The sequence below is a fragment of the Corynebacterium sp. A21 genome (assembly GCF_052266655.1).
Classification (GTDB): Bacteria; Actinomycetota; Actinomycetes; order Mycobacteriales; family Mycobacteriaceae; genus Corynebacterium.
Map to the genome: position 1 here is coordinate 51,120 of NZ_JBQPQY010000001.1, position 21,288 is coordinate 72,407.

The 21,288-nt window shown below is 64.0% G+C and carries 15 protein-coding genes; 12 read left to right on the forward strand and 3 right to left on the reverse strand.

Annotation, left to right across the window (positions count from 1 at the left end):
- Nucleotides 1-411, forward strand: coding sequence for a nucleoside-diphosphate kinase (ndk, locus tag ACTU46_RS00220; protein ID WP_443377912.1), 411 nt, complete (start codon nucleotides 1-3; stop codon nucleotides 409-411).
- Between the two features lie 165 nt (nucleotides 412-576).
- Here the strand turns inward: ndk and ACTU46_RS00225 are convergent, their stop codons facing one another.
- Nucleotides 577-1,317 carry a hypothetical protein gene (locus tag ACTU46_RS00225; RefSeq protein WP_443377913.1) on the reverse strand — a complete coding sequence of 247 codons (741 nt, stop codon included), beginning with the start codon at nucleotides 1,315-1,317 and terminating at the stop codon, nucleotides 577-579.
- A 234-nt stretch (nucleotides 1,318-1,551) separates the two neighbouring features.
- Here ACTU46_RS00225 and ACTU46_RS00230 point away from each other — a divergent pair, with 234 nt between their 5' ends.
- The 9 genes from ACTU46_RS00230 (at nucleotide 1,552) to ACTU46_RS00270 (ending at nucleotide 13,156) form a co-directional block, all read left to right on the forward strand.
- Nucleotides 1,552-5,550 (forward strand): translation initiation factor IF-2 N-terminal domain-containing protein, encoded by a 3,999-nt coding sequence (locus ACTU46_RS00230; RefSeq protein WP_443377914.1) that lies wholly within the window; start codon nucleotides 1,552-1,554, stop codon nucleotides 5,548-5,550.
- A 195-nt stretch (nucleotides 5,551-5,745) separates the two neighbouring features.
- Nucleotides 5,746-6,051 carry a 50S ribosomal protein L21 gene (rplU, locus tag ACTU46_RS00235; protein ID WP_443377915.1) on the forward strand — a complete coding sequence of 102 codons (306 nt, stop codon included), beginning with the start codon at nucleotides 5,746-5,748 and terminating at the stop codon, nucleotides 6,049-6,051.
- Nucleotides 6,052-6,096: 45 nt separating this feature from the next.
- Nucleotides 6,097-6,378, forward strand: a complete 282-nt coding sequence (gene rpmA / locus ACTU46_RS00240; RefSeq protein WP_443377916.1) for a 50S ribosomal protein L27 — start codon at nucleotides 6,097-6,099, stop codon at nucleotides 6,376-6,378.
- Between the two features lie 331 nt (nucleotides 6,379-6,709).
- Entirely contained in the window at nucleotides 6,710-8,227 is a 1,518-nt protein-coding gene (gene obgE / locus ACTU46_RS00245) for a GTPase ObgE (protein ID WP_443377917.1), read from the forward strand.
- A gap of 224 nt (nucleotides 8,228-8,451) precedes the next feature.
- Nucleotides 8,452-9,555: a glutamate 5-kinase gene (gene proB / locus ACTU46_RS00250; protein ID WP_443379353.1), complete on the forward strand. Its 1,104-nt coding sequence runs from the start codon at nucleotides 8,452-8,454 to the stop codon at nucleotides 9,553-9,555.
- A gap of 31 nt (nucleotides 9,556-9,586) precedes the next feature.
- Entirely contained in the window at nucleotides 9,587-10,519 is a 933-nt protein-coding gene (locus ACTU46_RS00255; RefSeq protein WP_443377918.1) for a D-isomer specific 2-hydroxyacid dehydrogenase family protein, read from the forward strand.
- Nucleotides 10,520-10,569: 50 nt separating this feature from the next.
- A complete protein-coding gene (locus ACTU46_RS00260) occupies nucleotides 10,570-11,484 on the forward strand; it encodes a D-isomer specific 2-hydroxyacid dehydrogenase family protein (protein ID WP_443377919.1) in 915 nt (304 codons plus the stop codon).
- 172 nt (nucleotides 11,485-11,656) lie between these two features.
- Nucleotides 11,657-11,818 carry a hypothetical protein gene (locus ACTU46_RS00265; protein WP_443377920.1) on the forward strand — a complete coding sequence of 54 codons (162 nt, stop codon included), beginning with the start codon at nucleotides 11,657-11,659 and terminating at the stop codon, nucleotides 11,816-11,818.
- A gap of 51 nt (nucleotides 11,819-11,869) precedes the next feature.
- Nucleotides 11,870-13,156 carry a glutamate-5-semialdehyde dehydrogenase gene (locus tag ACTU46_RS00270; RefSeq protein ID WP_443377921.1) on the forward strand — a complete coding sequence of 429 codons (1,287 nt, stop codon included), beginning with the start codon at nucleotides 11,870-11,872 and terminating at the stop codon, nucleotides 13,154-13,156.
- A 23-nt stretch (nucleotides 13,157-13,179) separates the two neighbouring features.
- On the opposite strand, the gene ACTU46_RS00275 is transcribed toward ACTU46_RS00270, so the two are convergent.
- Complete coding sequence (locus ACTU46_RS00275) at nucleotides 13,180-16,038, reverse strand: FAD-binding and (Fe-S)-binding domain-containing protein (RefSeq protein ID WP_443377922.1); 2,859 nt, start codon at nucleotides 16,036-16,038, stop codon at nucleotides 13,180-13,182.
- A 240-nt stretch (nucleotides 16,039-16,278) separates the two neighbouring features.
- Nucleotides 16,279-19,113, reverse strand: a complete 2,835-nt coding sequence (locus ACTU46_RS00280; protein ID WP_443377923.1) for an FAD-binding and (Fe-S)-binding domain-containing protein — start codon at nucleotides 19,111-19,113, stop codon at nucleotides 16,279-16,281.
- A 208-nt stretch (nucleotides 19,114-19,321) separates the two neighbouring features.
- Here ACTU46_RS00280 and ACTU46_RS00285 point away from each other — a divergent pair, with 208 nt between their 5' ends.
- A complete protein-coding gene (locus tag ACTU46_RS00285) occupies nucleotides 19,322-19,993 on the forward strand; it encodes a GntR family transcriptional regulator (RefSeq protein WP_443377924.1) in 672 nt (223 codons plus the stop codon).
- 101 nt (nucleotides 19,994-20,094) lie between these two features.
- Nucleotides 20,095-21,276 carry a cutinase family protein gene (locus tag ACTU46_RS00290; RefSeq protein WP_443377925.1) on the forward strand — a complete coding sequence of 394 codons (1,182 nt, stop codon included), beginning with the start codon at nucleotides 20,095-20,097 and terminating at the stop codon, nucleotides 21,274-21,276.
- Nucleotides 21,277-21,288: the final 12 nt, after the last annotated feature.

The following is a 21,288-nucleotide window of genomic DNA, read 5'->3' on the forward strand; positions in this document are numbered from 1 at the left end:
ATGACTGAACGCACTCTTATCCTCATCAAGCCGGACGGCGTCACCAACGGCCACGTCGGCGAGATCATTGCCCGCATTGAGCGCAAGGGCCTCAAGCTGGTCGCTCTCGACCTGCGCACCGCGGACCGCGCAACCGCTGAGAAGCATTACGAAGAGCACGCTGAGCGGCCCTTCTTCGGTGAGCTCGTTGAGTTCATCACCTCCGCTCCGCTGATCGCCGGCATCGTCGAGGGCGAGCGCGCCATCGATGCATGGCGTCAGCTGGCCGGTGGCACCGATCCGGTTGCCAAGGCTACCCCGGGCACCATCCGCGGCGATTTCGCCCTGACCGTCGGCGAGAATGTCGTCCACGGCTCTGACTCCCCGGAGTCTGCTGAGCGCGAGATCGGCATCTGGTTCCCGAACCTCTAAACCCTGCGAATTTCCGCACAGTTCCACCCCGCATCACGGACCACATTCCGGTGTGCGGGGTGGATTTTTCTTTGGGCCTAACCTTTTTCGTGCCTGCCTACATGCCTTATGCCCACTGTATTTAAGGACATACCGCTTTGAGGCATACCGCACTGGCCAGCTGGATCAGCGCGGCCGGGACTCCACTAAAGCGCGCAGGCCCACCGGAGTCAGCTCGGTCAGGTGCCGGGAGAGATCCTCGCCGGCGTCAATCCCGGAATTTCTCACCAGACCTAGGTGCGCCAGCTCGCGGCACTCCTGTTGGAGCTGTTCCAGTGGTAGCCCGCTGACCTCGCTCAGCAGCCAGAAGCGCGCCTGAATCCCGTCCACCGCACCGATCTTGACCAAGGCCTGCGTCAACTTCCGGCGCGGGGGAGTGGAGATGGCCTCAATCAGGGGCCGGGTGGCGCTTTCGAGCGGCTCCTTCTTCATCGCCGCCTGCATGCGTTTCCGGCCAGGATGCGTGGAGCTGTTCATGATGCGGAGGAACGCCCAGGCGCTGGTGACTGTCAGTGCAAGGAAAGTCAGCGGCACGGTGATCTCTGGTGCGGTTGCCACAGGTTCCAGCACCCATGAGGCGGCCAAAGCGGCACTTGGGACGAACAGGAATAGCAGGGGATTGCGCTGCTCGTACTCGGCCTCGGAGGTGGTCCGCACCAGAGTGCCTGAGGTGAACATCAGCCGCGGATTACGTCGGACCCGGGGATCAGCAACCAGGCCGACCCCAACGGCCAGGATCAGCATCACCAGGGCCGGTAGCCAGAGCTCGAATCGAAATAGGGCGATGGAGACGCCGAATCCGAGGGCGGGAATCAGTGTCTTTTGCAGCGGCTCCCCGGCGGCCGATGCCCATCTCAACCCACTCACGGTCGCTGAGTCTAACAGGGCCGTGGACATCTCCGACCAGTATTATGCGACAATGGGGTGACGATCCCAGATAAGGTTCGCTCTCCGTACACACGGGGACCCGCTGGACTGGTGAGAGATCGTCCACAGCTGAAGACTTTCATAGTGAGACCCGCGAGTTCCTGCGCGGCGGCGGCAGCTTACTATACCTGCCAGCGCCCGGGAACTCCGCCAAAAAGAACATAGGAGTACCACATGGCCGACAATGCCTTAACATCCGGAAATGAATCCGAAGATGCCACCCAAACCCGTAGGCGCCGCAGTGCCCGGAAGGCCACCACGAAGCCCGCTGTGGTGAAGGAGACGGAGACTGTAACTCCCGCCGCAGCGGAGTCAACCGCCACAGCCGGGGCTGCAAAGGCTCCGGCACGCAAGCGCAGCACCCGGAAGACCACCACGAAGGTGGCCCCGGCGGTGAAGGCTGAAGCCTCCCCGGTGGACACTGCCCCGGACAATAGTTCGGCAGACAACACCAAGGCCGAAAACACGGCAATTCCAGAAGCAGCGACGAAGAACAACCCCCGCCGCAGTACCCGCCGAAGCGGTGCAGCCAAGACAACTACCGCCAAGGCAACTACCGCGAAGGCAGTCCCCGCGAAGACCACTCCGGCCAAGACCACTCTTGCTAAGACCGAGGTTGCTCCCCAAGAGTCATTGGACATCTCCGCAGCAGCGGAAGACAAGGACACCCAGCAGGCTCCAGTGAGGCGCTCGCGCAAACGTGTCCCTCAGAAGCTCGCAGCCGAAGTGGCTCCGGCCACGACTGAATTCAGTACGGAAGACGTAGCTCCTGACACCACCTCAGCTGCTCCCGCGGAGATTCCGGCTTCCGCCGTACTCGCCGCAGACTTCGACCGCTCCCAGTTGAGCCCGAAGATGCGGGTCCACGCCCTGGCGAAACTGTTGGGGATGACCTCCAAGGACCTGATCTCCGCACTTGCCGAGGTCAGCGTGCGCAAGGTCGCGCAGTCGAACCTGAGCCTGGAGGAATCCCATAAGCTTCTCGACGCCCTGGGCAAGCCTGCCCAGGAGGCACCGGGGACCCCGGACGCCCAGCCGGTGGAGAAGATCCGCCAGCGGGTGGAGAAGAACGTCGCCAACGAGATCCATCAGATCGAGGAGAAGGTCGAACGCGAGCTCGCCGAGGTGGCGGACACTACCGAGCCTTCGGTCGCTGAGTCGACCGATCTCTTTGGGGCAGTTACCCAGGATGAGGATGAGCCGCTGGAGGATATGATCGCCGAGATCACCCCGCCGCCGGCCGCGGAGCCGGCCTTCCAGCCGCCGATCTTCCGGGCCGCGAATGCCGCGGAAGCAGCTGCTCCAGCCACCACCGAGGAGTCCGGTGAGGACGAGGACTCCGAAGACTCGGCCGGCACCGCTTCCCGACGCCGTCGCCGTGGTCGCCGCGGGGCAGGGCGGGGCCGTGGGGTCGAGGACACCGCGCAGGCCACCGAGGCCACTGAGGAGGCTGAGGAGGCACAAGACGCTGAGGTAGCCGCAGTGCCGGAGGTCGAGGAGGTCGTCGATAAGCCGGAAGTTGAACAGCCGGAAGCCCCGGTCGAGCCGCTCTCCGATGAGCCGGTGGCCCTGCGGGGCTCCACCCGGCTGGAGGCGCAGCGTCGTCGTCGTACCGAACTGCGGGAGGACAGCAAGAAGAAGCGCCACATCGTCTCCCAGGCGGAATTCCTGGCACGCCGGGAATCCGTGGAGCGCACCATGGTCGTCCGCGAACGCGACCGCCATGATCATCCCGGCATGGTTACCCAGGTCGGTGTGCTTGAGGATGATCTGCTGGTCGAGCACTTCGTCACCTCTGAGGAACAGTCCTCGCTGATCGGTAATATCTATCTCGGCCGGGTGCAGAATGTCCTGCCCTCCATGGAGGCCGCCTTCATCGACATCGGAAAGGGCCGCAATGGCGTGCTCTATGCCGGTGAGGTCGACTGGAAGGCTGCGGGTCTCGGTGGTCGTGGCCGTCGGATCGAACAGGCACTGCGGAGCGGTGACCAGGTGCTGGTCCAGGTGACCAAGGATCCGGTGGGGCAGAAGGGCGCCCGTCTGACCACCCAGATTTCACTGGCTGGCCGTTTCCTGGTCTACGTCCCCGGTGGTCGTTCCGCCGGTATCTCAAGAAAGCTGCCGGCGCCGGAACGTAAGCGGCTCAAGGAGATCCTCAAGGCTGTGGTTCCGGGCGAGGGCGGAGCCATCATCCGTACCGCCGCTGAAGGTGTACCTGAGGAGGCTATTGCCGCGGACGTCAACCGTCTGCATTCCCTGTGGGAGGACATCCAGGAGCGCACCGAACAGGAGAAGAATTCCAAGGGCGCCAAGCCGGTCAGCATGTACGAGGAACCGAATATGCTGGTCAAGGTTATCCGTGACCTCTTCAACGAAGATTTCCAGCGTCTGGTCGTCGACGGCAACAAGGCCTGGAACCTGGTGCACGCCTACGTGAAGTCCGTGGCTCCGGACCTGCTGGAACGCGTGGTCCGCTATCACCATGAGGACCACGAGGGGCAGGATGCCTTCGCCCACTTCCGCATTGATGAGCAGTTGCAGAAGGCACTAGCCCGCAAGGTGTGGCTGCCCTCCGGCGGCTCATTGGTCATCGACCGCACCGAGGCGATGACCGTCATTGACGTCAACACCGGAAAGTTCACCGGCTCCGGTGGCAACCTCGAGGAGACGGTCACCCGCAACAACCTGGAGGCGGCAGAGGAGATTGTCCGCCAGATGAGGCTGCGGGACATCGGCGGCATGATCGTCGTCGACTTCATCGATATGGTCCTCTCGGAGAACCAGGACCTGGTGCTGCGCCGCCTGACCGAGTTCCTCGGCCGGGACCGTACCCGCCACCAGGTATCCGAGGTCACCTCGCTGGGTTTGGTGCAGATGACCAGGAAGCGGCTGGGAACCGGTCTGTTGGAGACCTTCTCCACCGACTGTGAGCATTGTGAAGGCCGCGGCCTGATCCTCCATGAGGATCCGGTCGAGCATGTCGAGGACCGTCCGGTCTACGGCAAGCCCGCCGCCAAGCAGGAAGAGGCCCCGCGGGGACAGGATGCGCTCGAGCGCACCCGATCCAGTGTCCGGAAGCGCTCGGAGCCGCAGCCGGCGGTCACCCCGCCGGCCCGCAGTATTGAGGATCTCGCCGCTGCCGTGGTCATCGTCGATGCGCCCGAGAAGAGCGCTGTCACATCGACTCCGGAGGTGGCACCGGCTGAGGAGCAGAAATTGGAGCGTCGCAGTGGTCGGGGACGGGGCCGTCGTCGCCCGGGCGGTCGCGCCAGGGAGGACATGACCGAGATGGTCACTGAGCGTCGGGTACCGGTGGACCCGGCGCCGGTGGCTCAGGGCTCCGCCCTGGATGAGGATGTCTCGGACACCTCCGACCTGGAGCGCATTGTCGCCGCCGCCCTGGATCTGGCACACCAGGAGGATCCGGATGAACCCAGCGCCTCCGACTACGTCTCGCAGCTACCGGCGGAGCAGTCTGCTCCGGAGCCGATCGCAGTTGAGCCGCGGGCCGCTGAGGGCGACTATGACCAAGCGGTGGCCGAGTTCGAGGCCTCACCGCGACGTCGTCGTCAGACCCGCGGAAACTCGCGTTCTGATCAGCGGCCGCAGCCGGAGGATTTCAAGGCACCGGCACGGAACTCCGGTTCCACCGGTCCTTCCCGACGCCGTCGGGGTGGCCAGGCCGGAAGGGCCGGGCAGCCCGTGCAGGCGGAGTCGGACATGAAGTCGAGCCAAGGGTTTAATGACGCCCCGGTGGCTTCGGCCGATACCGCAGCTACCGAGGTGAAGAATACGAGCCGAGAAGCCACCGTGACGGTCGAGAAGATTTCACCGGCCGGTGGGCGGGGTCGTCGTCGCGTGGTCCGAAGGGTCGCGGTACCGGAGGTCGAGGCGGCAGCACCGGAATCCACCCAGTCGCCGGTGAAACAGCGGGTCGCGGCGCAGCAGTCTGCCGTGCGTGAGGATGCCGCTGGTACCTCTCGCTCCGCCCGGGGGCGCCGTCGTGTGGTTCGCCGGAACACCAATCCGGTGGAACCGCCGGTAGCGCAGCCGGAGCTTTCCCCGGAGACGCCTTCGAAGGAAGCTCCGTCGCGGGAGCAGGAGTCATCGCAGCGCAGTGGTGCTCCGCGAAGAAGTGGACGTCGCTCCACTCGTCGGTCAAACCGTGGGTAGTAGCAGTTTGGAATTTTGCTACCCCTCGCGGTAGTCTTTGACAGTCGCTGTTTTGGGTCCCGGAAGCGTGCTAACGCGCGCGATCGAGCTTTGGCTCTCCGGTAGACTCGAAACGCTATACAGCAATTTTTTCAGTCCATCAGGCTGCTAATTATGGCCGCCTGTGTCGAGTTATAGATAAGGGGTAGCCCTCCTATGTACGCGATCGTCAAGACCGGCGGAAAGCAGTACAAGGTTGCCGAAGGTGACCTCGTCAAGGTCGAGAAGATCGAGGGTGAGCCGGGTTCTGCCGTGGCTCTCACCCCGGTTCTGCTCGTCGATGGCGCAACCGTCAAGTCCAACGTTGATCAGCTCTCCGGCGTCAGCGTCGATGCAGAGATCGTCGAGCACACTAAGGGCCCGAAGATCCGCATCATGAAGTACAAGAACAAGACCGGCTACAAGAAGCGCATGGGTCACCGTCAGAAGCTGACGGTCCTCAAGGTTACCGGTATCAAGTAAGCCTTCGGGCTTCGACAAAGCTTTCTCGCTAAGGAGGGAAACACCATGGCAACTAAGAAGGGTGCCTCAAGCACCGGCAACGGTCGTGATTCTGAGGCCAAGCGCCTGGGAGTCAAGCGTTACGGTGGCCAGCAGGTCAAGGCAGGTGAGATCTTGGTCCGTCAGCGCGGTACCAAGTTCCACCCGGGTGAGAACGTCGGCCGCGGTGGCGACGATACCCTGTTCGCTCTCGAGACCGGTGCCGTCAAGTTCTCCACCAAGCGTGGCCGTCGTATGGTCAACATTGTTGAGAACGAGCCGGCAGTCGCTGAGACCGTCGACGCCTAACTCAGCAGGGCTCCGGCTCTAAAGAGTTAAGACTTCATCCCCGGGCACCGGAAGGTGTACCGGGGATTTGTCTTTTCATCGCTCCGGCAGTGGGGGAGGTTTCCCCTTGCCGGTCAACCGTGGAACAATCAGCGGGAGACGCGAATAACCGTGCTTCACCAAGCGTGGTGTCGCCCAACTTTCCACTGATTCACACACCTCGGGCGTGCATTAACGCCCAGTGCCGAACCACATATCACCGGGCTGAATGGATGCCTCAAGCACAACCGGCAGCCGTTGGCGCCGATGATAGGATCGGCCTAACTTTTAATCTTTACGGAGGAATCCCCCAATGTCGACCCGCTTTGTAGACCGTGTGGTCCTGCACCTGATCGCCGGAGATGGTGGTCATGGCTGCTCGTCCGTCCACCGCGAGAAGTTCAAGCCGCTCGGTGGCCCCGACGGCGGCAATGGCGGGCATGGCGGTGACATCATCCTGGAAGTTTCGAATGAGGTTCACACCCTGCTCGACTTCCACTTCCGCCCGCACGTGAAGTCCGATCGCGGCGCCAACGGCGCCGGCAGTCACCGTCATGGTGCCCGCGGCCAGGACATCATCCTGGAGGTGCCGATCGGCACCGTCCTCCGAGACGACAAGGGCCAGACTCTGGCGGACCTGACCACCCCGGGTACCCGTTTCATCGCGGCCACCGGTGGTGTCGGCGGCCTCGGCAACGCTTCCTTGGCCTCCAATGCCCGTAAGGCACCGGGCTTCGCTCTCAAGGGTGAGGACGGTGAGCAGAAGGACCTGATCCTCGAGCTGAAGTCCATGGCGGATGTCGGCCTGGTGGGTTTCCCCTCGGCGGGCAAGTCTTCGCTGGTCTCCGTGGTCTCTGCGGCGAAGCCGAAGATCGGTGACTATCCCTTCACCACCCTGGCTCCCAACCTTGGTGTGGTCAACGTGGAGCATGAGACCTTCACCATCGCCGATGTCCCGGGTCTGATCCCGGGCGCCAGCGAGGGCAAGGGCCTGGGCCTGGACTTCCTGCGCCACATTGAGCGCACCTCGGTGCTGGTCCACGTGGTGGATGCCGCCACCATGGAGCCGGGCCGTGACCCGGTCAGTGATATCGAGGCTCTCGAAGCTGAGCTTTCCGCTTATCAGGAGGCACTCAAGGAAGACACCGGTCTAGGTGACCTCCGGGATCGTCCCCGTCTGATCGTCCTCAATAAAGCCGATGTGCCCGAGGCTGCAGAGCTGGCCGAGTTCCTCAAGGAGGAACTGGAGGAGCAGTTCGGTTGGCCGATCTTCATCATTTCCGCCGCCGCCCGTCAGGGCCTGGAGCCGCTGAAGTACAAGCTGCTCGAAATCGTCAAGGAATCCCGCAAGAAGCGGCCCAAGGAGAAGATGGATCACTCTCACACCATCATCCGGCCGAAGGCTGTCGATGCCCGCCGTAAGAAGAAGGAATTCGAGGTGGCCCAGGACAAGCTCAACCCGGGTGGTTACGTGATCACCGGCGAGAAGGCCGAGCGCTGGATCAAGCAGACCGACTTCGAAAATGACGAGGCCGTGGGCTACCTGGCTGACCGGTTGGCCAAGCTCGGTGTCGAGGACGCCCTGTTCAAGATCGGCGCCCATGAAGGCGACGAAGTCACCATCGGTGCGGTCACCTTTGAGTGGGAGCCGCTCACCGGCTCCGGTGTTGATCCGACCCTCACCGGACGTGGTACAGATGCCCGTCTGGTATCCAACGACCGTATCTCCGCCGCAGAGCGCAAGCGTGCTTCCCAGGCTCGTCGTGGCCTCATCGACGAGTACGACTACGGTGACGGCGAGGAAGCGGGCCGGGTCCGCTGGGAGGGCTAGTTTTTCCTGAAGTCCCAGCGTATTGGAGCCCACCCCACGAAAGCGGGGGTGGGCTCCAGACATTCCATCTACCATGGGTAGCCATGAATCAGTCAAGAGAACCTATTGACACTGATGCTCTACTTCCGGTGACCCCGTATCAGGATGATGAACTGTCTGACGCGGACTTTCCGGGGGTCACTGATGAGAATGCAGGGGGGCCAGCTTTCGGCCATGAGTCAGAGATGCGGGAGCGGATCCGTAATGCCAAACGCATTGTGGTCAAGATCGGCTCATCCTCATTGACCACGGAGGATCTGCATGTTGATCCGAACCGTATCAACCAGCTTGCCGACGCCCTCCAAGCCCGGATGATCCGGGACAACGACGTCATCGTCGTCTCCTCGGGTGCCGTCGCCGCGGGGCTTGCGCCGCTGGGGCTGAGTCAGCGTCCCACAGATCTAGCCACCAAACAGGCTGCCGCAGCAGTGGGACAGGTCCACTTGGCCTACGAATGGGGGCGCTCCTTCGCCCGCTATGGCCGTAATATCGGGCAGGTGCTGCTGACCGCCTCAGATGCAGGTCGTCGAGACCGGGCCCGCAACGCCCAGCGCACCATCGACCGACTGCGCCAGCTGCGTGCCATCCCGATCGTCAACGAGAATGACACCGTCGCCACCTCTGAGATGCGCTTCGGTGACAATGACCGCCTCGCCGCTCTGGTCGCGCACCTCGCCTCGGCGGATGCGTTGGTCCTGCTCTCTGATGTGGATGGCCTCTACGACAAGAACCCGGCGGAGCCGGGTGCCCGCTTCATCACCGAGGTGCGCAGCGGCGCAGACCTCAAGGGGGTCCTCGCCGGTGACGGTGGCAAGGTCGGAACTGGTGGCATGGCCTCGAAGGTCTCCGCCGCCCGACTAGCCGCCCGTGGTGGGATCCCGGTGCTGCTGACCTCCGCGGAGAACATCGGACCGGCACTGGACCACGCACAGGTGGGAACGGTCTTCCACCCGTTGGACAACCGTCTCTCCGCCTGGAAGTTCTGGGCACTCTATGCCGCCGAGTCCGGTGGCACGCTGCGTGTCGACGCCGGGGCAACCACCGCTGTGACCACCGGCGGCAACTCGCTGCTGGCCGTCGGAATCAAGGAAGTCGACGGGGACTTCCGCTCCGGCGAGATCGTGGAGATCACGGGCCCCGGTGGCGAGATCATCGGTCGCGGCGAAGTCGCCTATGACTCGGAGACCCTCAAGGGCATGCTGGGCAAGCACACCACTGATCTACCGGAGGGCATGCAACGGCCGGTGGTTCACGCGGACTATCTCTCCAACTACGCCTCCCGCGCCTGACCCTGTTGCTGCGCTCGGATAGCCTGGAAGCATGAAATTCACCATGCATCCGGGCCCCTGGCCGAGCGTCATCAGGGAAATCGAGGCCGCTGGTCATCGCTATGTCACTGACGTGGCGGAGGCTGAGTTCCTGATCTACAACGGTGGTCGTGCTGAGGGAGGGGCAGCCGGGCTACCCAGCCCGCTGCCGGAGTCCATCGGATTCATCCAGTACCCCTTCGCTGGGGTGGAACATCTCATTGATGCCGGCCTGATCCGTCCGGATGTCCGCTGGGCCAACGCCGGCGGAGTCTATGGCCGCCCTGTCGCAGAGATCGCGCTCTCGCTGTTGCTGGCGCAGATGCACCAGATCAAGGCCTCCGCGATGATCGGCTCTTTCCGGGGCCGCAATGAGCTCGATGCCCGCCAGGGCTGGCTTTTCGACGGCGCCAAGGTTGCGCTCATCGGCGCCGGTGGCATCGGTTCCGCCATGATCGATCTCCTGGCACCCTTCGGCGTGTACACCATCGCGGTCAATCGCAGTGGCCGCCCAGTGGCGGGGGCCACGGAAACCTTTGCCATGGCTGCGGCGGAACATGTCTGGTCTGAGGCGGATTATTTCGTGCTCACCGCGCCCCTGACCGAGGAAACCCGGGGGATCGTCGATGCCGGAGTCTTCGCCAGGATGAAAACACATGCTGTGGTGGTCAATGTCGGTCGTGGCGAATTGATTGTCACCGATGATCTGGTTGCTGCGCTGCGCGGCGGACAGATCGCCGGTGCTGCCCTGGATGTCACCGACCCGGAGCCGCTGCCGGAGAACCATCCGCTGTGGAGCATGCCGAACTGCACCATCCTGCCGCATATCGCGGCGACCGGGCGGATCGCACAGAAGCTGATCGCCCCACAGATCATCGCCAATGCCGCCGCCTTCGAGGCAGGGGAGAAGATGCCCACCGAAGTCGATGTCGAGGCGGGCTACTGACGCTAGGCTGGGCGGAGTTAAAGGATGATCATCAGGAAGGGCCACCACCAGTGAAGTTCACGATGCTACCCGAGGCTTGGGACCACACGGTCGCCGAGGTCGAGGCGCAAGGCCATGAATTCGTCGCCGAACTCGGGCAGGCGGAATTCCTGATCTACACCGGTGGTCCGGCTGATTATCCGGATCTCCCGGCGAACATCGGGTGGGTCCAGTTCACCTTCGCCGGTATCGATGCCATCCGGGAGGCCGGAAAGCTCGTGCCGGGGTTCCGCTACGCCAATGCTTCCGGGACCTATGGAATGCCGGTGGCGGAGTCCTCCCTGGCGCTGCTGTTGGCGGTGCTGCACCAGCACAAGACGGTCACCCTGGCGAAGTCCTTCGACTCCCGCGAGGAAGTACTGGAGACCACCGATTGGCTGCACGACGGGAAGACCGTGGCGCTGATCGGTGCCGGCGGCATCGCCAGGGACATGATTCCGATGCTCAAGCCCTTCAACCCCCGGATTATCGCGGTCAATAACTCTGGCCGCGAGGTTGCCGGTGCCGATGAAACCTACCCGATGGAGCGGGCCGGGGAGGTCTTTGCTGAAGCGGATATCTTCGTGGTGCTGCTGCCGCTGACGGAGCAGACCCACCACTTCTTCAATGCGGAGCTGTTCGCCCGGATGAAGCGCGGGGCGGTCATCATCAACGCTGGCCGCGGTGGGTTGGTCAACACCGACGATCTGGTCTCCGCCCTGAAGGTAGGGCAGCTCGCCGGTGCTGGCCTGGATGTCACCGATCCGGAGCCGCTGCCGGACGGGCACCCGCTCTGGGAGATGAAGAATGTGGTGATCACCCCACACACCGCGAACACCATGGAGCGGATCCGGGTGGCGGCAGGGGCGTTGACCCTGGAAAATGCCCGGGCCTTCGAGATCGGGGAGCGGATGCCGCATGAGGTTGATCCCGCTGCCGGGTACTGATCACCGAGAATAAGTCACGGAGAAGTTTGAGCAGTGTCAGTATCACCGATTGAAACCTGGACCCTGCAACACCCGGACCGTGGCCTGATCGAGGTCCATGTCGGGACGGATCAGCAGCTCCAGGGGAGAACCACCGGATCCGGTCTCAGTGGACATCGTGGAGCCAGAAGATATGGCCGCATCATCCGAGGTTGCTTCGGCGGAAGAACCCGAGGCCGCTGAGCAGGATTTTCTGGGACGGCAGTTGGCCAAGCTCAAGTCGGATGCTCCGAAGCAACGGGTGCTGATCAGGATGGAGGGGGAGCCGGGGGTGGATGGTGCAGATAAGCGTTGATCACCCCCATGCGACTGCGGAGGGCGGGGGAAGTCGTTATGCTCGACAGGTATGACGGACGCAACGACCACCCGAGAAAATGAACGCGCAGAGGTGTTGGCGAAGGCTCGTGCCGCCAAAGCCGTAACCCGCACGCTGGCCAAGCTCACGAGCATCCAGAAGAATGACATTCTGCTGGCTGCCGCTGATGCTCTCGTCGCCGCCACCCCGGAAATCCTTGCCGCCAATCAGGCCGATATCGACACCGGCCGCGAGCGAGGCCTCAATGAATCCCTGATCGACCGCCTCGGCCTGGATGCCGAACGCATCGCGGGCATCGCCGGCGGTCTGCGCCAGGTGGCCGGTCTGACTGACCCCGTCGGCGAGGTCATCGGCGGCCACGTGATGGGCAACGGCATCCAGATGAAGCAGGTCCGGGTTCCGCTGGGCGTGATGGGTATGGTCTATGAGGCCCGCCCGAACGTCACCGTCGATGCTTTCGGTCTGGCCCTCAAGTCCGGCAATGTGCCGCTGCTGCGTGGCTCAAAGTCCGCGCGCAACTCCAACGCCAAGCTGGTGGAGATCCTCCAGAACGTGGTGGAGAAGTTCGGTCTGCCGCGCGAGACCGTGCAGCTGCTGCCCTGCGACACCCATGACAGCGTGCAGGATCTGATCACCGCCCGCGGGCTGGTCGACGTCGTGATCCCCCGCGGCGGTGCCGGCCTGATTGAGGCCGTGGTCACCGGTGCGACGGTACCTGCGATCGAGACCGGCACCGGCAACTGCCACTTCTACATTGACGGCGATGTGGACCTGGATTCCGCCATCGCCATGGTCATCAACGGCAAGACCCGTCGCTGCAGCGTCTGCAACGCCACCGAGGTGGCGCTTCTCGACGCCGCGCTTTCCGACGCCGACAAGCTCAAGGTCGTCCGGGCGCTGCAGGAGGCCGGGGTCACCATCCACGGCAAGGTCGCGGAGCTCGAGGCCTTCGGCGCCACCGATGTCGTCGAGGCCACCGAGGAGGACTGGACCGATGAGTACCTCTCCTTCGATATCGCCGTGGCTGTGGTCGACGGGGTGGATGCCGCGATCGAGCACATCGCCAAGTACACCTCCGGCCATACCGAGGGCATCGCCTCGAACAATGTCTTCACCATCCAGAAGTTCGCCGATGAGGTCGACGCTGCCGCGGTGATGCTCAACGCCTCCACCGCCTTCACCGACGGCGAGGTCTACGGCATGGGTGCGGAGATCGGCATCTCCACCCAGAAGCTCCATGCCCGTGGCCCGATGGCCCTGCCCGAGCTGACCTCCACCAAGTGGATTCTGCAGGGCACCGGCCAGATCCGGCCCTAATTGATGGTGCGCACCGGCCCTGTTCAGGCCGGAGTGGTGGCCTTTTCCAAGGATTCCAGCACGTGTGAATAAGGCTGGCCGGTGGCCCGGGTCATGCCGATCTCGCAGGTGCGGTTGCAGGAGGCATGGGCGCTGGCGTTTAGTTGGGTGATTTCGGCGGCCTCCGGGGCGGTGGCTGAAGCGGTCAGTTCCGGATGCAACATGCCGCGGTCGCCGGCGAAGCCACAGCAGCCCCAGTCGATCGGGGTGTGAACGTTCTTGGCAGCCTTTTGAGCAACCTGCTGGAGGTCGCCGTCGATGCCCAGGTGCTTTGAGGAACAGGTGGGGTGCAGCACCAGTTCCGGCAGCGGCGCGGTGACCTCGAGTTGGTCGAGCAAGTGCTGGGCGGTGAAGGTCACAGCATCGAGGACCTCGATGCCCTCCTCATGGAGGACCTTGGCGAATCCCTCGGTGCAGCTGGCGGCATCAGTGATCACCGGCAGCTGGCCATTGTGGGTGGCCGTGCGGACGAAGTGCCGGACCCGCGCGGACATGGTCTCATAGCCAGTCGCCATTCCCTTGGACGACCAAGGGGTGCCACAACATATTGATTCCACCCCACCCGGGACCAGCAGGGTGGTGCCACTGCGCTCGAGTAGCCGCCGGAAGGCCTCAGTGACACCGATTCCCTCGGCCTCTGGGCCGAACATGGTGTTCACACAGGCCGGGAGGTAGATTCCGGCGACCTTGGTGCCGGGACCCGGGGCAGCGCCGAAGAATCCCTGGTGCTTGGCACGGGAGGTTCCGCCACCGGGCAAGCCGCCGTCGTAGAGCGGTACCGTCTCGGTGCCCAGGAGCTGGCGGGCCACGGTCGTCGTCCCGCGCACCACCGGGGTGGGCAACTTTTCGGCGATGCTCAACGCGGTGGCACCGGCACGGGTCACCGGACCCCAGGCTTTGGCCGCCAGGTTCCATCCGGTGGCCTCGACCCGGTTGCTGTCCTCCCGGCGCAGCCGACGCACCAGGTCGCCGGTGTTGATGCCCACCGGGCAGGCGGTCTGACACATCCCGTCCACCGCACAGGTCTCCATACCCTCATAGTCGAAATCTTTCTCCAGCTCCTCAAGGAAGGCCCGGTCGCCGCGGTCCCGGGCCTTGGCCCCGGCACGGCGGACCACGATGCGTTGGCGTGGGGTCAGGGTCAGCTGTCGGGAAGGACAGACCGGCTCACAGAAGCCGCACTCCACACAACGCTCGGCCTCCTCCTCGATCGGCTCGGTGACCTTGAGGTTGCGGGTGTGGGCACCCGGGGTCTCCTCCAGGATGACCCCGGGATTGAGCATCAGCTCCGGGTCGATCGCGGCCTTGAGCTCCACCATGACCTCATAGAGCTCATCGCTGTACTGTCCGCGGACATAGGGGGCCATGGCTCGGCCGGTACCGTGCTCTGCCTTGAGGTTGCCGTGGAAGCTCCACACCATTTCCGCCATCGCATCATTGAAGGCGTCATAGCGGAGTAGTGATTCCTCGGTGTCGAAGCGGTCGCCGATGACGAAGTGGAGGTTGCCGTCTTTCGCGTGGCCGAAGATCACCCCGTCGTCGTAGTCATGCTCCCGAAACAACTGTTGCAGGGATGTGCTGGCGGCGGCCAGATCCGGCACCGGCACGACGATGTCCTCGAGCAGCGCGGTGGTGCCGGGGCGTCGGGCGCCGGCCACGCTGGCGTAGAGCCCCTTGCGGAAGTTCCAGGCCGAGGTCTGCTCGACCGGATCGGAGCTGAAGGCGGCCGGGGAGAAAAGTTCCACCTCGGCGAGCGCCTTATTGCCCGCCCGGGTGACGTGCTCTAACTCTGCAGCCTCATTGGCGTGGTACTCGATGAGCAGGGCAGATTGGGAGCCCACCTCGAAGCCGTTGATCGCGGCCGGGGTACCCGTCATAGCCTGGCCGACCCGGATGGAAGTGGCGTCCATCAACTCCAGCGTGGCGGCCCCGGTCTCGACGAGAGCGGGCAGCACACGGGCGCCGGCATCCAAGGTGGGGAAGACCGCGACCGTGGTGGTGGACAAGCGGCTGACGGGGACAGTGCGGAAGACCGCCTGGGCCACGAAAGCGAAGGTGCCCTCGGAGCCGATGATCAGATGCACCAGTAGATCCAGCAGATTATCGAAGTCGAGGAAGGCATTGAGTCCGTAGCCCATGGTGTTCTTCATGGCGAACTGATGCTCGATGATGCGCACGGATTCTGGAGTGGAACGAACCCGACGCTGCAGGCGAATCAGTTCATTGACCAGGTGTGGTTCCAGCTCCCGCAGCTTGGCTTCCGCATCGTGATCAGCGGTGTTGATGACGGTGCCGCTGGGCAGGACGAACTCCAGCGATTCCAGGGTGCGGTAGGTGTTGAACTCGGTGCCACAGGCCATGCCGGAGGAGTTGTTGTTGATCACTCCGCCGATGGTGGCCGCCGCTTCACTGGCGGGGTCTGGGCCGAGCTTGTAGCGGTAGGGGGCCAGGTGGGCATTGACCTGGCGCACTGTTGCACCGGGCTGGACCCACACCCGGGAGCCGCCGTCGAGGACCTTGATGCCGCGGAAGTTCTTCCGGACGTCGATAAGCAGGCCCGAGGTGGAACCTTGGCCGGCGAGACTGGTGCCGCCGGAGCGCAGCGTCACCGGGGTACCGCTGCGCCGGGCGGCCCGGAAGATCTCCCCGATCTCCTGCGCGCTGTCGGCGATGATGACCGCCTGCGGAGTGTGATGATAATGCGAGGCATCGCTGGCGTAGGCGACCCGGTCGATCAGCCGGGTGCGGATGCGTTCCGGGTCTTTGACGGCTTCGCAGATGTCCGGGGAGAGGGGCGACGGCGTGGTGGTGGGGGCGTCGCTGAGCGGCATGGTGTTCGTCATGGTTCCTCTTCGGTGAGATTACGTTGACGCGGTTGCGGTGTTCGGCGGAGATCCTCACACCCCAGGGTGGAAGTTGTTCGGCAATCTGGTGGGATTGTCCAACGATTATCAAATAGCTTAAAGGGTGAGTCAAGTCACATGGTGGAGTTCGGTGAGAACCACCGGAACTGAGGTTGTTTCGGAGAGGATCCCACCCCGGTCGGGGCAGCAAACTCAGGGCCTCATGACTGATGCGGAGTTCTACGCCGGTGCGGTGGCCTGCTCCAGGGACTCCAACACGTGTGAATAAGGCTGACCAGTGGCTCGCGTCATGCCGATCTCACAGGTGCGGTTGCAGGAGGCGTGGGCGTTGGCGTTGAGCTGTGCCACCTCGACGGCTTCGGGGGCGGTAGCCGAGGCGGTCAGTTCCGGATGCAGCATGCCACGGTCGCCGGCGAAGCCACAGCAGCCCCAGTCGATCGGGGTGTGAACGTTCTTGGCGGCCTTCTGGGCAATCTGCTGGAGGTCGCCGTCGATGCCCAGGTGCTTTGAGGAACAGGTGGGGTGGAGCACCAGTTCCGGCAGCGGCGCGGTGACCTCGAGTTGGTCGAGTAGCTGATGTGCGGTGAAGGTCACGGCATCGAGGACCTCGATGCCCTCATCCTGCAGGATTTTAGCGAACCCTTCGGTGCAGCTGGCGGCATCACTGATCACCGGCAGCTGGCCGTTATGGGTGGCGGTGCGCAGGAGGCTACGCACCCGATCTGCCATGGTGGCGTATCCGGTGGACATGCCCTTCGAGGACCAGGGGGTGCCGCAGCACATCGATTCTACGCCTGCCGGGACCAGCAGGGTGGTGCCACTGCGCTCAAGTAGTCGGCGGAAGGCCTCGGTGACACCGATTCCCTCGGCCTCTGGGCCGAACATGGTGTTCACACAGGCCGGGAGGTAGATTCCGGCGACCTTGGTGCCGGGGCCGGGGGCAGCGCCGAAGAAGCCCTGCAGCGTCCGGCGGGCACTACCGCCGCCGGGCAGACCGGCATCGTACTGCGGGACGGTGTCGGCACCGATGGCTGCCCGGGCAACACTGGTGGCGCCACGGACCACTGCGGTGGATAGCTTCTCGGCGATGCTCAGCGCCAGTGCCCCACCAATGGTCACCCCACCCCAACCCTTGGCGGCGACATTCCAGCCGGTATCCATCACCTTGTTGGTGCTCTCGCGACGCAGGCGGCGCACCAGGTCGCCGGTGTTGATGCCCACCGGGCAGGCGGTCTGACACATCCCGTCCACCGCACAGGTCTGCTTCCCGTCGTAGTCATAGTCTTTTTCAAGTTCCTCGATGAAGGCCTGATCTCCCTGGATCCGGGCCGTCGCTTCGGCGCGGCGGACCACGATGCGCTGGCGCGGGGTCAGAGTGAGGAAACGACTGGGGCAGACCGGTTCGCAGAAACCACACTCCACACAGCGGTCGGCCTCCTCCTCGATCGGGGCGGTGAGCTTGAGATTGCGGATGTGGGCACCCGGGGTCTCCTCCAGGATCACCCCAGGATTGAGTGTCAGCGTCGGATCGAAGGCGGCCTTGAGCCCCACCATGACCTCATAGAGCTCATCGCCGTACTGGCGGCGGACATAGGGGGCCATGGCTCGGCCGGTACCGTGCTCGGCCTTGAGGTTGCCCTGGAAACCCAGGACCAGGTCCACCATGTCGTCATTGAAGGCGTCGTATCGATTGAGCGATTGATCGCCCTCGAAGCGGTCGGTGAGCATGAAGTGGATGTTGCCGTCGCGGGCGTGGCCGAAGATCACGCCGTTGTCATACTCATAGCGTCGGAAGAGTCCCTGGAGGGCCTCGCAGGCCGGGGCCAGCTCGGCCACCGGGACCGCGATATCCTCGAGGATCGCGGTGGTGCCGGCGGGGCGAGCCCCGGCGACACTGGCATAGAGCCCCTTGCGGAAATGCCAGGCCGCGGCGCGGGCGATGGCATCCGAGCTCAGGGCGGCCGGGGCGAAGAGCTCGACGTTCCCGAGCGCCCGGGTGCCTAGCTCGGTGAAGTGCTCGATCTCCGCGCGTTGCTGGGCCTGGTACTCGATGAGCAGGGCTGCCTGGGTGCCCACCTCGAAACCGTTGATTGCCGCCGGAGTGCCGGGCAGTGACTGCCCGACGCGGATGGACTCGGCGTCCATCAGCTCGAGGGTGACCGCACCGGTGTCCACCAGGGCGGGAAGCGCCCGGGTGGCGGCGTCCAAGGTGGGGAAGACGGCCACGGAGGTTGAGGTCAGGGGATTGACCGCGACGGTACGGAAGATGGCCTCCGCGACGAAGGCCAGGGTGCCCTCGGAGCCGATGATCAGATGGACCAGCAGATCCAGCACATTGTCGAAGTCAAGGAAGGCGTTGATGCCGTAGCCGATGGTGTTCTTCAGGGTGAAATGGCGTTCGATGGTGGCCACGGATTCGGGATTGGAGCGCACCCGGCGTTGCAGCCGGGTCAGGGTTTCCGCCAACTCCGGCTCCAGCTCCCGGAGCTTGGCTTCCGCATCATGCTCTGCGGTGTTGATGACGGTGCCGCTCGCCAGCACGAAGACCATGGATTCCAGGGTGCGGTAGGTGTTGAACTCGGTGCCGCAGAGCATGCCGGAGGAGTTGTTGGCGATCACGCCGCCGATGGTGGCCGCACCTTCGCTGGCCGGATCCGGGCCGAATTTATAGCCGTAGAGGGCCAATCGGGCGTTGACCTGGCTGACGGTGACCCCGGACTGCACACGCAGGCGGGTACCGCCGTCGAGGATCTCCAGGTCGCGGAAGTTACGGCGGACATCGATCAGCAGTCCTTCGCCGGAAGCCTGGCCAGCGAGGCTGGTACCGCCACCCCGCAGGGTCACCGGGGTGCCGTTGGCGCTGGCGGCGCGGAGGATCTGGCCCACTTCCCGGGCGTTGAGGGGCTGGATGACAGCTTGTGGGGTGTGGAGGTAGTGCGAGGCATCGCTGGCGTAGGCGACCCGGTCGATCAGACGGGTCCGGATCCGCGCCGGGTCTGCGACGGCTGCGCAGATATCGGGGGAGAGGGCAGGTGCTTCGATGGTGGGTGACATGGTTCCCTTGTCTGGTGTACCGGTCTGCGATGGCTGGAGCTGGCGGCTGGCAGCGATATTGTTCGGCAATATAGCTATATTGTTCAACAATTATGGAATAGCATGGAGGGTGAGTCAAGTCACATCAGATGATTCCAGGTATCCCCGGAGATTGCTGGACAACCAACCAGAAGCGGAAATGTCGCGGTCCGAAACATAGGATGGAGTGATGAAGATGCTTGCGGAATCCGGCCTCCCGGCCGCGGATCAGGTCAGCGCCGACCTGCGGGGCAGGGTGCTCAACGGAGAACTTGCACCAGGGGCACCGCTCGGCGAGGCCGCCATCGCCGAGGAGTACGGGGTATCTCGGGCGACCGCGAAAAACGCCCTTGAAACCCTGGTCGCCTCCCGGCTCCTCAGCCGGCAGGCCCACCGCAGCGCCCGGGTCACGGTACTCAGCTCGACGGAGGTGGAGGACATCTACCGCACCCGGGAACTCATCGAGTCCGAGGCGGTACGCCGGCTCGCCCAGGTGCGGCTGGTGCCCGAGGAAGCGCGCCGGGCCAATGCAGAGATCGCCGAACTCGCCGAAGATGATCAACTGCAGCTGATCGAACCCGATGTCCGTTTCCATACCGCGCTGGTCGACGCCCTGGCCAGCACCCGCACCACCGCCATCTACCGGGGGTTGAGTGATGAAATCCGGCTCTGCATGGTTCAAGTACAGGGTGCCACCCTGCTCGCCGGCGGCTCCATCCCCCGCGAGCATGCTCAACTACTCAGCTATATCGAGGGTGGGGATGAACCTGCCGCGGTGCACCTGTTGCAGGAGCATATTTCCCGCTCCCGAAGGCTATTGAGTGCCCGGCTCCGGGACAGGACAGCCGGTGGAATGAGCTGAAGTTCACGATGGTCAGCGGTGGGCCAGGTCTATGATTATCCTGAGTCTGAAATGAGTGCGGGTGAATGGTGCCCGTCACCGTCGACGGAAGATGAGTATTCATGGGCAAGAAGGCACGAGGCTGGCGCGCTGCTTCCGCGACGGTACTGGCTACCGCACTGTTGAGCACCACCCCGGGCGTGGCGACGGCCGATTCCAGCCTGGGGAGTTCGCTGAGCTCCGTCGGTAGTTCGCTCGGTAGCTCCGGTAGCTCTGGTAGCTCTGGTAGCTCCGGTAGCTCGGAGATCCTGGAGTTGCTCAGCTCCACCCGCCAGGAAAGACAGGACAAGTACCTCCATGAAGAGGTCGCCGCCGGCAATATCACCGCCCTGGTCGAGCAGGGACACCTCCGCCGCCTGGTCGAGCTGGGCTATGTCGAAGAAGCGATCATGGCCGGATTCGTCGATGAGCTGGTGGAGATCGGCTACTACGAACCAGCCATCGGGATCGAGGCCTCCGGAGTCTGTCCTGAGGTGGTGGTGATCACCGGCCGTGGCAGCGGGCAGAACTTCATCCTCATGCCCACCCGCTACTCAGCGTCTGCACCCTGGGTCTCCAACGGTCGGGAGGCCGAGACCTGGCGGCGTTTCTTCCACGCCGCCGAGCAGCAGTACCAGCTTGATCACCCCGGTCAATCTCTGATGCAGGATGTCTATGTGCTGGGACTGGACGAGAGTCTGTACCCGGCCACCCACCTCCGCCCCCGGCAGGATCTTTCGGCGGCTGGCAGCAGCGCCGTCAAGATTATCCAGGAAACCGCAACCGGTTTCTTCGATAGCGTGGCGCAGGGCACCGACGGGGTGAAGAAGGTGGTGGAGATGGTCGAGGACTCCGGTTGTTCCCCGCAGTACATTCTGGCCGGCTATTCCCAGGGCGCGGTCGCACTTGCACGGGCAGAACAGTCGATGGCGGAGCGGGGCACCCTGGCGGGAGCGATGTATATGGGCAACCCACTGCTGGCCCCGAACAGCCCCTGGCTGATCGGCGAGGGCACGGTCGGCGGCGGTGTGCTGCAGCTGCGGGAACCGAGCTCCGATGAACTCGCCGGCACCGACAACCGGATGGAGTACTGCCTCCATGAAGATCTGGTCTGTGACCTGCGGATAGCAACCTCCTCTGCTGCCGCCACCTATATCATGGGTGCCCACCTGGATTACTTCACCGGTGTGCCCGGACACCGCGGGGATGAGGTGGAAGTCACCCGTACCTTCGCGGATTGGGTGGATGAGGTCCGATTCGGCTGATCCGCATACTTC